The 13,871-nt window shown below is 67.2% G+C and carries 7 protein-coding genes; 1 reads left to right on the top strand and 6 read right to left on the bottom strand.

Annotated elements, in window-relative coordinates:
• Positions 1–396: 396 nt before the first annotated feature.
• The 4 genes from M8R19_RS28645 to M8R19_RS28630 form a co-directional block, all read right to left on the bottom strand.
• Complete coding sequence (locus M8R19_RS28645) at positions 397–1,146, bottom strand: ABC transporter ATP-binding protein (protein WP_061562107.1); 750 nt, start codon at positions 1,144–1,146, stop codon at positions 397–399.
• On the bottom strand, positions 1,143–1,970 hold the full coding sequence (locus M8R19_RS28640; RefSeq protein WP_249920248.1) for an ABC transporter permease: 828 nt from the start codon (positions 1,968–1,970) through the stop codon (positions 1,143–1,145). The genes M8R19_RS28645 and M8R19_RS28640 overlap by 4 nt, the downstream gene beginning before the upstream one ends.
• 9 nt (positions 1,971–1,979) lie before the next feature.
• A complete protein-coding gene (locus M8R19_RS28635) occupies positions 1,980–2,987 on the bottom strand; it encodes an aliphatic sulfonate ABC transporter substrate-binding protein (protein WP_249919610.1) in 1,008 nt (335 codons plus the stop codon).
• A gap of 181 nt (positions 2,988–3,168) precedes the next feature.
• A complete protein-coding gene (locus M8R19_RS28630) occupies positions 3,169–3,807 on the bottom strand; it encodes a peroxiredoxin (protein ID WP_249919609.1) in 639 nt (212 codons plus the stop codon).
• Positions 3,808–4,043: 236 nt separating this feature from the next.
• Between M8R19_RS28630 and M8R19_RS28625 the strand changes: the two genes are divergently transcribed.
• Positions 4,044–4,253 (top strand): DUF6316 family protein, encoded by a 210-nt coding sequence (locus tag M8R19_RS28625; protein ID WP_249919608.1) that lies wholly within the window; start codon positions 4,044–4,046, stop codon positions 4,251–4,253.
• Positions 4,254–4,721: 468 nt separating this feature from the next.
• Here M8R19_RS28625 and M8R19_RS28620 read toward each other — a convergent pair whose 3' ends face one another.
• Both M8R19_RS28620 and M8R19_RS28615 read right to left on the bottom strand, forming a co-directional pair.
• A complete protein-coding gene (locus tag M8R19_RS28620) occupies positions 4,722–5,906 on the bottom strand; it encodes a thiolase family protein (RefSeq protein WP_249919607.1) in 1,185 nt (394 codons plus the stop codon).
• A gap of 169 nt (positions 5,907–6,075) precedes the next feature.
• Positions 6,076–13,521 (bottom strand): retention module-containing protein, encoded by a 7,446-nt coding sequence (locus tag M8R19_RS28615; RefSeq protein ID WP_249919606.1) that lies wholly within the window; start codon positions 13,519–13,521, stop codon positions 6,076–6,078.
• Positions 13,522–13,871: the final 350 nt, after the last annotated feature.

The raw sequence follows: 13,871 nt of genomic DNA, 5'->3' as shown, positions 1-13,871 counted from the left end.
TGCATAGACCTTAACAGGGGTTTTGATATTCCAATAAATGTTATTTATTCATTTGCTTATAACTTGAATAAAGACTGTAGGAGCGAGCTTGCTCGCGAACGGTGCTCGCCGGAGGCCATGGTGTTTCCGGTTGCTCCGTCCCCTCTCCCCAACCCTCTCCCTGAAGGGAGAGGGAGCTTGTCCGTGCCGAGAGAAGGCAAGGTTTCCGCCGGAAGCTTTCGGTGCTGCCGGCTGACTCCAGAACATCCAAGCGCGCCGAACGGTCCCCTCTCCCTTCAGGGAGAGGGTTAGGGAGAGGGAGCGGAGTCCCCCCAGAACACCGCTGCCACAGGTAACTCCCGTTGGCGAGCAAGAACTAGGCGTCCCCCCCCACTCCTACAAAAAGCGCTGCGGCATCTAGATAACGTGAGAATGCTGCAACTCCGTCAACGCCTCTCCCCGCAGATACGCCAGCTCCACCGCGCGGCGGTCGCGCGGGCGTGGCAGGGGCACCGGGAACTCGCGGCGCAGGCGGCTCGGGGCGCCGCCCAGGAGCAGCACGCGGTCGCCCAGGTAGAAGGCCTCGTCGAGGTCGTGGGTGACCAGCAGGATGCTGATATCGTATTCCAGGGCCAGTTGCTGGATCAGGTCCTGCAGGCGCAGGCGGGTGAAGGCGTCCACCGCGCTGAAGGGCTCGTCCAGCAGCAGCACCTGCGGCCGGCCGTAGAGCCCGCGGGCGATGGCCGCGCGCTGGGCCATGCCGCCGGAGAGCTGCTTGGGCAGCAGGCCGCCCTTGCCTTCCAGGCCGACGTCGCGCAGCAGCCGGGCGATGCGCTGGTCGTCGGCGAGCCAGCCGTCGGCGAAACCGACGTTCTGCGCCACCGTCAGCCAGGGCAGCAGGCGCGGCTCCTGGAACACCACGCCGATGCCGCCGCCGCGGCCGCTCTCGCCGTCCGGGCCGAAGCCCAGCAACGGGTTGCGCTGCAGTTGCCCGGCGAAGTCGGCGTCCAGGCCGGCGGCGATGCGCAGGAGGGTGCTCTTGCCGCAGCCGCTGGGGCCCAGCAGGCTGACCACCTCCCCCGGCGCCAGCGCCAGGCTGACGTCGTCGAGCACGCGCAGGCCATCGAAGCTCTTGCGGATGTTGTTGAGTTCCAGCAGCGCGCTCATGCCTTGCCCTCCAGGCCTTCGAAGCTGTCGCGCCAGGCCAGGGCGCGGCGTTCCACGGCCTTGAGCAGGCCGTCGCTGAGCTTGCCGAGCACGGCCAGGACCAGGATGGCGGCGATGACGATGTCCGGCCGCGAGGTTTCGCGGCCGTCGCTGAGCAGGTAGCCCAGGCCACGGGTGGCGGCGATCAGCTCGGCGGCGACGAGGAACATCCAGCTCAGGCTGAGGGCGCCGCGCAACCCGGTGAACAGGCTCGGCAGCGCCGCCGGCAGGAGGATGCGCCGCGCCAGGGCGAAGGTGGACAGGTGGTACAGCCGGCCCAGCTCCACCCATTTGCGGTCCACCCCGCGAACGCCGGCGACCAGCGCCAGGTACACCGGGAAGAAGGCGCCGAGGGCGATGAGCACCACCTTGGGCGTCTCGTCGATGCCCAGCCAGAGCAGCAACAAGGGCACCCAGGCCAGGCTGGGGATGGCCCGCAGGGCCTGGAAGCTCGGCTCCAGGTAGGCCTCGGCGCGCTGGCTGAGGCCGACCCAGGTGCCGATCAGCAGGGCGGCGAAGGAGCCGATGGCGAAGCCGCTGGCCACCCGCGCCAGGCTGGCGCCGATGTGCTGCCACAGCTCGCCATGGGCCAGTTGCCAGAGGGTGAGCGCGACGCTGCTGGGCGCCGGCATCTGGTTCTCCGCCAGCCAGCCGGCGCGCACAGCGCTCTCCAGCGCGGCGCACAGCAGCAGCGGCAGCACCCAGGCCCGCCAGCGCAGCGGGCGCAGCCGCAGCGACAGGGCCAGGCGGCGGCTACGGCCCAGGTCGAGGGGCTGGCTCGGCACGCCCATGGCTCATTCCGCCCTGGCCAGGGGCTGCTTGCCGATGACCTCGCCGGCCAGTTGCGGGGCGATCAACTGGTCCACCACCTTGGCCACGTCTGTGCCGGGGCGCACCAGTTGCTCATCCACCAGGATGGGCGCGGCGGCCTTGAGTGCGGCGACCTGCTCGGCGCCGGGCAGCGGCTGGCTGAAGTCGGTGCGCGAGAGCTGCAGCCTGGCCACTTCCAGCGGCAGCTTGGCCTCCTCGGCCAGCAGCCTGGCGGTCTCCTCCGGATGCTCGATGGCCCAGTGGCGGGCCCGCTCGTAGGCGCCGATGACCTGCTTGATCAGCTGCGGCTGCTCGTTGGCGAAGCGCTCGGTGACGCTGAGCACGCCGTAGCTGTTGAAACTCACGTTGCGGTACAGCAGCCGCGAGCCGGCCTGCAGTTCGCTGGCCGCCATGTGCGGGTCGAGCCCGGCCCAGGCGTCCACCTGGCCGCGCTCCAGCGCGGTGCGGCCGTCGGGGTGCTGCAGGTGGACGATCTCCACGTCGCCCTTGCCCAGGCCGACGCTCTGCAAGCTGCGCAACAGGAACAGGTAGGGGTCGGTGCCCTTGGTGGCGGCCACCTTGTGGCCCTTGAGGTCGGCCAGGGATTTCAGTGGCGAATCCTTGGGCACCACCAGCGCGGTCCATTCCGGGCGCGAGGCGATGTAGACGGTCTTCAGCGGGCTGCCGTTGGCGCGGCTGAGCACCGCGGCCAGCCCCGCGGTGGAGGCGAAGTCGGTGCTGCCGGCGTTGAGGTATTCCAGCGAGCGGTTGCTGCCCTGGCTGAACACCCAGCGCACCTCGGTGCCCTGGGGCTTGAGCGCCTGCTCCAGCCAGCCGAAGTGCCTGAGCACCAGGCTGGTGGGCGCGTAGTAGGCGTAGTCCAGGCGGACTTCCCTTGGCGTTTGTGCGGAGGCGGTGGCAGTGAAGGCGCCGAACGGCAGACACGCCAGGAGAGCGGCGGTCAGGCTGCGGCGCCAGGTGGACGGACCCATGGTCGATCTCCTTGGCGGCGTGGCTGACGTCTTCTCCCCGTGTGGCGGGCAAGTCAGAGCGGGAAAACAAAGCGCGGCGCGAGGCCGGGCGGGAACGGAAAAAAAGGCGGCCGGCGAACCGGCCGAATACCCTACTCGTGGTTTGGAACAGGTGCGGCTGCGCGGGGCAGCCGCGGGAAAATCAGCGGTTGGGCTGCGGGGTCAGGCGCAGGTACGGCTTGACCGCGCGGTAGCCTTTGGGGAAACGCTGGCGAATCTCGTCCTCGTCTTTCAGCGAGGGGACGATGACCACCTCGTCGCCGTCCTGCCAGTTGCCGGGCGTGGCGACCTTGTGGTTGTCGGTCAGTTGCAGCGAGTCCACCACCCGCAGGATCTCGTTGAAGTTGCGCCCGGTGCTGGCCGGGTAGGTGATGGTCAGGCGCACCTTCTTGTTCGGGTCGATGACGAACAGCGAACGCACGGTCAGGGTGTCGTTGGCGTTCGGGTGGATCAGGTCGTACAGCTCGGAGACCTTGCGGTCGGCGTCGGCGATGATCGGGAAGTTGACCACGGTGTTCTGGGTTTCGTTGATGTCGTCGATCCACTTCACGTGGGATTCCACCGGGTCCACCGACAGCGCGATCACCTTGACGCCGCGCTGGGCGAAGTCGTTCTTGAGCTTGGCGGTCAGGCCCAGCTCGGTGGTGCACACCGGGGTGAAGTCCGCCGGATGGGAGAAGAGAATGCCCCAGCTGTCGCCGAGCCATTCGTGGAAACGGATGCGGCCTTCGCTGGATTCCTGTTCGAAGTCGGGGGCGATGTCGCCGAGGCGCAGACTCATGGGTTGGGCTCCTGGTTCGTGTGGGGTTCACTATGCACAAGGGCGGATTGCATTAAAAAGAATATATTTCGATTTTCTTATAACTAAAAAGACATGCAGCCGCCTGGCCTCGCGCCACTGGCCATTGAGCATAGCCGCCGGGGCCCGCGCCGCCGCCCATTCGTCGCCTGCGCCCCGCCGCCGTGCGGCCTGACTACACTGAAATCATTAACCCGCAAGGTGTGGGAGGTGTCTTCATGTTCGGTAAACGAGTGACTGACGGCGAGCCGGGCACCCACTATCGGAGCGACCGGATCAGCGCGGTCAATGGCCAGTACTTCTTCTCGACCCGCGAAGGTACGCTGGAAGGGCCGTACTTCACCCGCTTCGATGCGGAACGCGAGGTGATGCAGTACATCAACCGGATGCAGCAGGCCGCCGGCTTGTATGCGCGGGTGGCGCAGTAGGTGTCGTCTGGGTTTTAGGCGAGTCATGAACCCCGGCCAGGTGCCGGGGTTTTTCTTTGGGGGTGCCGGGGTGGGCTTTTCTGTAGGAGCGAGCTTGCTCGCGAACAGAGGTTTCCGGGTGTATTGGTGCATCGACTGACCTCCCTTCCCTCTCCCCAGCCCTCTCCCTGAAGGGAGAGGGGGCTTGTCCGTGCCGAGAGAAGATTTGGCGTCAGTCGGAAACTTCGCGGTAGCCGGCTAACGCCGCAACACCCGAGCACACCGAACGGTCCCCTCTCCCTTCAGGGAGAGGGTTAGGGAGAGGGCGTTCTTCAGGACGCACACCGAACCTAGCCGGCAGAACGCCGTTCGCGAGCAAGAGCTAGGCGCCCCCCTCGCTCCTACGAAAAGCCCCTCCAACGAAAAAAGCCCCGGCATCGCTGCCGGGGCTTCGCTATCGGCCCTCCAGCGTGGGGACGGCCGCCAGACTCAGCGGACCGCTTCGAACAGGCCGGTGGCGCCCATGCCGCCGCCCACGCACATGGTCACGATGCCGTAGCGCAGGTTGCGCCGCTGCAGTTCGCGCACCAGGTGGCCGACCTGGCGCGAGCCGGTCATGCCGAAGGGGTGGCCGATGGAGATGGAGCCGCCGTTGACGTTGTACTTCTCATTGTCGATGCCCAGGCGGTTGCGCGCGTACAGGCACTGCGAGGCGAAGGCTTCGTTGAGTTCCCACAGGTCGATGTCGTCGATCTGCAGGCCGCGGGCCTTGAGCAGCCTGGGCACCGAGAACACCGGGCCGATGCCCATCTCGTCCGGCTCGCAGCCGGCCACGGTGAAGCCGCGGAAGAAGGCCTTGGGCTTGAGGCCCAGTTCCAGGGCCTTGTCCAGGCTCATCACCAGGGTCATGGAGGCGCCGTCGGAGAGTTGCGAGGCGTTGCCGGCGGTCACCGAGCCGTCTTCGGCGAACACCGGTTTCAGCGAGTTGAGTCCTTCCAGGGTGGTGTCCGGACGGTTGCAGTCGTCGCGGTCGACCACGCCTTCGACCACTTTCTTCTCGCCGGTGGCCTTGTCTTCCACGGCGTAGCGCACGTTCATCGGCACGATTTCGTCATCGAACAGACCCTCGGCCTGGGCGCGGGCGGTGCGCTGCTGGCTCTGCAGGGCGTAGAGGTCCTGTTCTTCGCGGGTGACGTTGTAGCGGCGGGCGACGATCTCGGCGGTCTGCCCCATGGGGTAGTAGATCCCCGGGAATTCCGCTTCCAGGCGCGGGTTGACGAAGTGGTCGGTGTTGCGCGACTTGGCCGTCAGGGTGATGGACTCGACGCCGCCGGCCACCAGGATGTCGCTGCAGCCGGAGGCCACCTGGTTGGCGGCGATGGCGATGGCCTGCAGGCCCGAGGAGCAGTAGCGGTTGAGGGTCATGCCGGCGACGTGGATGCCCAGCTTCGACAGCACCGCGGCGTTGCGGCCGATGTTGTGGCCCTGGGCGCCCTCGTTGGAGCCGGCGCCGACCACGCAGTCGTCCACCAGCAGCGGGTCCAGGCCGTTGCGCGCCAGCAGCGCGTCGATGCAGTGGGCCACCATGTCGTCGGGCCGGGTCATGTTGAACTTGCCGCGGAACGACTTGGCCAGGCCGGTACGGACGCTGTCGACGATCACCACTTCACGCATGGGGAAACCTCGTTGCTTGTTGTTCGATGGGGAGGTGCAGTCGGCCAAGCATAGGGCGAGGAAATGCCGGGGCGCGACGATCATTCATCCCGGATATGCGCTGCCATCCCCCAGCGGATACGCGACCGCCGCCCAAGGGCGGCGGTCGCGGGGCGCCCTTGCGGCGCGGTCAGACGGTGTCCACCTTCAGCGCGTGGTCGGCCAGCAGGCCGTTGAGCACCGCATGGGTGTCGCCGCTGGAGACGATGGGGCCGCCGTGGTGGTCGGTGTACTTGGCCACCAGGTCGACGTTGGCCAGGTCGATGGTCTGGGTCGTCGCGCCCCCGGTCGCGCCGGTGGGGTTCACCGAGATGGTGGTGGTCGAGGTGGTGGTGTTGACCGAGAAGGTCAGGTACTGCGCCAGCGAATCGGCGGTGGCGTGCTCGCCCTGCAGCAGGTCGGCCAGGTTCAGCGAGTCGCCCTCGCCGATGTTGAAGTCCGTGACCACGTCGTGCCCGGTCTCGCCCTTCTGCCAGACGAACTGGTCGGCGCCGGCGCCGCCGGTGAGGGTGTCGTCGCCCATGCCGCCGAACAGGATGTCGTTGCCGTCGCCGCCGAGCAGGGTGTCGTTGCCGCCCTGGCCGAACAGCAGGTCGTCGCCCTTGCCGCCTTCGAGGATGTCGTTGCCGCCGCGGGTGTCGCCGGCGACGTTGAGCTCATAGGCGTGGGCGACGATGTAGTTGGTCACCTGGCTCTGGGACGGCGCGGCGCCGCCGTTGGCGGCGGTCAGGTAGTCCAACAGGCCCTGGTAGCCGGCGCCGTTGTGGGTGCCGGCGGCGTGCCCGGTCCAGCTCAGGGCGTCGGTGTTGATCACGTCGCCGAAGAGGATGTCGTTGCCGTCGCCGCCGACCAGGTGGTCGTGGCCCACCGCCTGCGGCGAGGTGTTGCTGAAGCCTTCCTGCAACGCGGTCTGCAACTGTTCGGCGGTGTTGATGATCTGCGGCTGGCCGACGTTGGCGGTGAGGTCCGGGGTGTTGCCGGTGAAATGCAGGGTGGCGGTGCCCGTGGTGCTGGTGTTGTCGAAGAACTGCAGGATGCCGCTGTTGATGCCGTCGCCGATGCCGATGGCGTTCACCGACACATGGTCGCTGCCGCTGAACAGGCCGCCGCCGTTGAGCAGGTTGTTGGCGACGTCCAGCGCATCCTTGATGTCGTGGTAGTTGGTGACGGTGCCGCTGTTGCTGGTGTCGCCGATGTAGGTGGTCGGGTTGCCGTCGGTGAGGAAGAACGCCAGGTTGATGTAGTCGTGGGCGGCGTTTGCGCCCCCGCCCACCGTGGCGTTGAACCAGTCGACGGTGGACTTCAGCGCCGCCTCGTAGTTGGTCCCGCCCACGGCGCTGAGGCTGTTGATGGCGCTGATCAGGGTGGCGACGTTGGCGCTGTTCAGGCCATGCACCTGGGTCAGCGTCGAGCCGTCGGCGAAGGACACCAGGGCCAGGTTGATGGTGCCGTCGTGGCCCTTGATCTGGTTCAGCAGGTTGATCAGCGCCGCCTTGGCCAGGGCCATGCGACTGAGCCCGGCGGTCCCGGAGGGGTCGGCCATGCTGCCGGAGGTGTCGATGATCAGCGCGATGTTGTAGTTCTTGCCGGGCGTGGTGGTGACGGAAACGCCGCCCACGTCGCCGATCAGCACGTCGTTGCCGAAGCTGCCGGCGATGGTGCCGTGGTCCGGCCCGAGCGGGCTGGGCACGATGTGGGGCGTCGTCGAGCCGTCGGTGTCGCTGGCATTGCTGCCCACCACCAGGATCGGCGCGCCGTATTTCACGCAGATGTCGAGGTTGGCCGAGGCGGTGTCGCCGTCGCCATCGACGATGGTGTACTGGAACGACTCGCTGATCTGCCCGCTTTCCGGGAAGCTCACGCTGGCCTTGACCGCGTAGGTGTAGTCGCCGGCGTGGTGGCCGCCGCCATCCTTGAGGTACAGCGTCAGGGTGCCGTTGTCGGTGCTGATGGTGAGCAGGCCGCTGCTGGCGTTGTAGCTGCCGGTGGCGTGGCTGGCGCTGGGGTTGAGGTTGGTGAGATTGCCGTTGGCGTCCACCGCGAAGGTCTCGCCGCCGATGCTCACCTGGGTGATGCGCACGGTGCCGTCGGCGCTTACCGGCAAGTCATTGGCCAATACGTTGCCGCTGACCGCGTCGAGGTGGCTGAGGTTGACCAGGGTGGCGCTGAGGTCGCTGGGGTCGGTGACGATGACCGGGGTGCCGTGGCTGTCCACCCGCACCAGGTCCTGGTCGGTGATGGAGGTGCCGACGCCGACGGCGAAGGCCTCGACGTTGTTGGTGCTGCCGTTGTGCGCCGCGAGGAAGCTCTGCCAGGCGTTCAGCGCAGAGTTGGTGCTACCCGTGGTGGGCTCGCCATCGGAGATGAAGTACACCCGGTTGATCGCCGCGGGGTCGGCCCCCGGCGCGTTCAGGTCGGCGTTGATGCTGGTCTGGGCGCGGTTCAGGGCGGCCTCGTAGTTGGTGTTGCCGCCGGCCTGCAGGCCGTTGATGGCGTTCACCAGGCTGGTGTAGCCGCTGTCGCCGGCGTCGTCGAAGCTGTAGTGGCTGGCGGCGCTGGCCGAGGTGGCGAAGCTGATCAGCGAGACCTGGATCAGCAGGCCCATGGACGCGTACTCGTGCAGCATGTTGATCAGCGCGGCCTTGGCCTGGGCCAGCTTGCTGCCCTGCATGCTGCCGGAGACGTCGAGCACCAGCGTCAGGTTGACCGCCGGCGGCGGCTGCACCAGCAGGCATGCCGGGTGGTCGTCCACCGCGGTGGGGCCGTCGTCGGCGAAGCCGATCTTGTTGCCCAGGTCGAGGGTCTGGCTGCTGCTGGCCTTGTCGCCGTCGTAGTCAGTGATGCTGGCGGTGCCTTCCAGGCCGACCAGCCCGGTCTTCAGCCAGGCCACCTGGCTGTCGTAGTTGCCGGAAGCCCCCGGCCCGTCGTGCTGGATGGCCGAGTACTGGGTGAGGATCACCTTGCCGCTGTTGCCGTCCAGGCGCAGGTCGAACACGGTGTTGGCCGTGGTCACGCCCTGCAGGCTGGTGGCGGTGCTGCCGACGATCTTGCCGCCGACGTCGTACAGGTGGATGGTCGCGTTGCCGCTGCTCAGCCCGCTGTCGGCGCCCTGCCCGGCCAGCAGCTTGAGGCTGTAGCTCCAGCTCACGGCGGAGGCCGGGGCATCGGCGCCGGCGCTCTGCGAGGTGATGACGAAGGCGCTGGTGAAGTCGCCGCTGGCGGTGTCGGAGTTGGCGCCTATGGTGTCGGCGTCCTGGGTCAGCACGACGGCGGACTGGCCGCCCAGGCCGACGCTGATGGACGGGCCGTCGTCGGCGAAGGCCACCTTGTTGCCCAGGTCCAGCGAGGCCGTGGAGCTGGCCTTGTCGCCGTCGTAGTCGGTGATGGTCGCGGTGGCCTGCAGGCTCACCAGGCCGGTGGCCAGGGGGGCCTGCTGGGTGGCGTAGTTGCTGGTGGCGCCCGGCAGCGCGTGGTCGATTTCGGCGTACTGCGTCAGGGTGACATTGCCGCTGCCATCCACCTTCAGGTTGAAGATAGTGTTGCTGGCATTCACCCCGCCTTCGGTGTTCGAGGTGCTGCCGATGATCTGGCCGTTCTGCTCGTACAGGTAGATCTTCTGCCCCGCACTGTTCAGGCCCGATTGGGTGCCTTCGGCCACGTCCAGCTTCAGCGCGTAGCTCCAGTTCACCGAAGCCGGAGTGTCAGCACCAGCGCTCTGCGATGTGATGGCGAAGGCTGCGGCGAAGCTGGTGGTGGCGGTGTCGAAGTTCGAGCCGATGGTGTCCGCGTCATGGGTCAGAAGCACGATGGGCTTGCTGCCGCTGAGGTCGATGCAGATGGACGGGCCATCGTCGTCGAACGCGACCTTGTTGCCCAGGTCCAGGGACGCCGTGGAACTGGCCTTGTCGCCATCGAAGTCAGTGATGGTGGCGGTGGCCTGCAGGCTCACCAGCCCGGTGCCGAGGAAGGCCTGCTGCGCGGCATAGTTGCTCGTGGCGCCCGGCAGCGCGTGATCGATCTCGGCATATTGCGTCAGGGTGACGTTGCCGCTGCCGTCGACCTTGAGGCTGAAGATGGTGTTGCTGGAATCGACACCAGCCTCGGTGCTGGAAGTGCTACCGATGATCTGGCCGTTCTGCTCGTAGAGATAAATCTTCTGCCCGGCGCTGTTCAGGCCCGACTGAGTGCCCTCGGCCACGTCCAGTTTCAGCGCGTAGCTCCAGTTCACCGAAGCCGGAGTATCGGCGCCAGCGCTTTGCGAAGTGATGGCGAAGGCTGCGGCGAAGCTGGTGGTGGCAGTGTCGAAGTTCGCACCGATGGTGTCGGCGTCCTGGGTATGCAGCAGCACCGGAGCGTTGCCGCTCAGGCCGACGCTGATGCTCGGACCGTCATCGTCGAAGGCGACCTTGTTGCCCAGGTCCAGGGAGGCCGTGGACGTGGCCTTGTCACCGTCGTAATCGGTGATGGTCGCGGTGGCGTCCAGGCTCACCAGACCGGTGCCGAGGAAGGCCTGCTGCGCGGCATAGTTGCTCGTGGCGCCCGGCAGCGCGTGATCGATCTCGGCATATTGCGTCAGGGTGACGTTGCCGCTGCCGTCGACCTTGAGGCTGAAGATGGTGTTGCTGGAATCGACACCAGCCTCGGTGCTGGAAGTGCTACCGATGATCTGGCCGTTCTGCTCGTAGAGATAAATCTTCTGCCCGGCGCTGTTCAGGCCCGACTGAGTGCCCTCGGCCACGTCCAGTTTCAGCGCGTAGCTCCAGTTCACCGAAGCCGGAGTATCGGCGCCAGCGCTCTGCGAAGTGATGGCGAAGGCTGCGGCGAAGCTGGTGGTGGCAGTGTCGAAGTTCGCACCGATGGTGTCGGCGTCCTGGGTATGCAGCAGCACCGGAGCGTTGCCGCTCAGGCCGACGCTGATGCTCGGACCGTCATCGTCGAAGGCGACCTTGTTGCCCAGGTCCAGGGAGGCCGTGGACGTGGCCTTGTCACCGTCGTAATCGGTGATGGTCGCGGTGGCGTCCAGGCTCACCAGACCGGTGCCGAGGAAGGCCTGCTGCGCGGCATAGTTGCTCGTGGCGCCCGGCAGCGCGTGATCGATCTCGGCATATTGCGTCAGGGTGACGTTGCCGCTGCCGTCGACCTTGAGGCTGAAGATGGTGTTGCTGGAATCGACACCAGCCTCGGTGCTGGAAGTGCTACCGATGATCTGGCCGTTCTGCTCGTAGAGATAAATCTTCTGCCCGGCGCTGTTCAGGCCCGACTGAGTGCCCTCGGCCACGTCCAGTTTCAGCGCGTAGCTCCAGTTCACCGAAGCCGGAGTATCGGCGCCAGCGCTCTGCGAAGTGATGGCGAAGGCCGCGGCGAAGCTGGTGGTGGCGGTGTCGAAGTTGCTGCCGATGGTGTCGGCGTCCTGGGTATGCAGCAGCACCGGAGCATTGCCGCTCAGGCCGACGCTGATGCTCGGGCCGTCGTCGTCGAAGGCGACCTTGTTGCCCAAATCCAGGGAGGCCGTGGACGTGGCCTTGTCACCGTCGTAATCAGTGATGGTCGCGGTGGCGTCCAGGCTCACCAGACCGGTACCGAGGAAGGCCTGCTGCGCGGCGTAGTTACCGGTCGCGCCCGGCAATGCGTGATCGATCTCGGCGTACTGCGTCAGAGTGACGTTGCCGCTGCCGTCGACCTTCAGGTTGAAGATGGTGTTGCTGGAATCGACACTAGCCTCGGTGCTGGAAGTGCTACCGATGATCTGGCCGTTCTGCTCGTAGAGATAAATCTTCTGCCCGGCGCTGTTCAGGCCCGACTGGGTGCCCTCGGCCACGTCCAGTTTCAGCGCGTAGCTCCAGCTCACCGCGGCCGGCGTATCGGCGCCGGCGTTCTGCGAGGTGATGGCGAAGGCCGCGGCGAAGCTGGTGGTGGCGGTGTCGAAATTGCCGCCGATGGTGTCCGCATCCTGGGTCACCAGGTTGCCGAGTTGCGCGCCGCTGGCGCCGATGCCGATGCTCGGGCCGTCGTCGGCGAAGCCGATCCGGCCACCCAGGTCGAGGTTCTGGCTGGCGCTGGCCGGGTCGCCGTCACGGTCGGTGATGGTGACGCTGCCCTGCAGTTGCACCAGGTCGCTGCCGAGGGAGACCTGCTGGCTGTCGAAGCCGCTGGTGGCGCCCGGCAAGGCATGGTCGATGGCGGCGTACTGGGTCAGGGTGACCTTGCCGCTGGCGGCGTCCACCGCCAGCGAGAAGACGGTGTTGGCGCTGCTGACCGCGCCGGCGCTGGCGGCGGTGGAGCCCACCACCACGCCATCGATCAGGTACAGGTGGATGCCCTGGCCGCCGCTGCTCAGGCCCGAGGCCTCGCCCTGGCTGGTGACGTTCAGGCTGTAGTGCCAGGCCACGCTGCCGGCGCCGTCGGCGCCATAGGCCAGGGTCGCCTTGAAGGCGCTGGCGAAGTCCGCCGAGACGCTCTCGGAAGCGCCGCCGCGGGTGCCCGCGTCATGGCTGAGCAGGCTCGGCGCCTCGCCGTCCAGGGCCAGGGAGGCGGTGGGGCTGTCGTCGTTGATGAGGATGGCCAGGTTGCCGCTGGCGGGGGTGCCGTTGCCGTCGGTCAGGGTGTAGGGGACGCTGAGGGCGATGTCGTCCTCGACGCCGTGCTGCGGGTGGTCCAGCGGCTGCTGCAGGACCAGTTCGTAGGTGCCGTTGGCGAGGTTGGTGAGGCTCAGGGTGAACACCGTCTGGCCATTGGCCGAGGCCGTCAGCACGTGGCCGTCGGGGCTCACGCTGTAGCTCAGGGCCACGCCGCCGGAGGTCAGCGCCGGCAGGCCGGTGGTGCTCCAGGCGAAGGTCCCGGGGCCGTCGGCGCCGAAGTCGTAGCCGAGGCTGCCGGAAGCGCTGGCGCCGACGCCGGGCAGTCCGTCGTTGCCCTGGATGCCGCCGGGCAGGCCGTCTTCATCCACCACCGCGCTGGCATTGCCCGCCGTGGGCACGCCGTCCACCGGCGGCGCCGGCGGTGCGGGCGGGCTCGGTGGCTCGGGCGGAGGCGCCGCCTGTGCCTGCTCGGGGCTGGGTATGCCGTCGAACAGCCGCGGGAACAGCGGGCCGCTGGCCAGGGGCCCGGTGGGGAAGCCGATGTCCGGATCGATGTGGCCGCCGATCTCGGTCAGCAGCACGAAGGAGTGCCCGCCGCCGGCCTTGGCGTTGCCGCCGGCGGAGAACGACGGGCCGGCCGCGGTGGCCTCGGCGACCTGGCTCGGGTCCTGCCCGGCGGCGATAGCCGCCTGCAGCGCCTTGACGTCGGTGATGTCCTGCTGGCTGGGCGCGACCGGCGCCTGCGCCGGCGCGCTGTCCGCGTACTGGTGGTGGGCGGCGGCGACCAGTTGATTGCTCATCGGCATCGAACTGTCGCGCCCCAGGGTGAGTTCGCCGCCACCGGCGATCGCCACGGCCACGGCACCTTCGTGCCCGGTCACCAGTTGTTCGCCGACGAACAGCTTGTCGCCCTGGTGCAGGATGCGACGCGAACCATCCGCGGCCACGGCGAAGACCTCGCCCACCGCCTTGCTGACGATACCTACCAAGCTGGCCATGACTGCATCCTCCGCGCTCACCGCCCGGCGCCGCCTCCGGCGGCACCCAAGACCTCCGAGTTGGCCATGCCGTCACCGGCGCGCAGTGATGCGTAGAGGGAAGCAGAAGCCTGAAGGCGCTTTGGCATCAAAAAGCCAGCGGATGAATCCGCCATTTTTTTGACCACGCTTGCTTCGGTACTTCGCGGAAACGCCCGCCCTAGCCGCCTGAAACGTACATGGCTGTATGTGCAAGCCCTATTCGTCCCCATAGCCAAGAAAAATCAGGGTTTGCGAGTTTTACAATGTGCCGCTTTTCATAGGTGTCATAAGATTTTTTCTGAATATGGGATGTGAAAAATTCTTCTGAG

It is taken from the genome of Pseudomonas sp. R3.Fl (assembly GCF_023516765.1).
Lineage (GTDB): Bacteria > Pseudomonadota > Gammaproteobacteria > Pseudomonadales > Pseudomonadaceae > Pseudomonas > Pseudomonas citronellolis.
The sequence above is the reverse complement of the archived record's forward strand: the minus strand, read 5'-3'. Positions and strand labels throughout refer to the sequence as shown.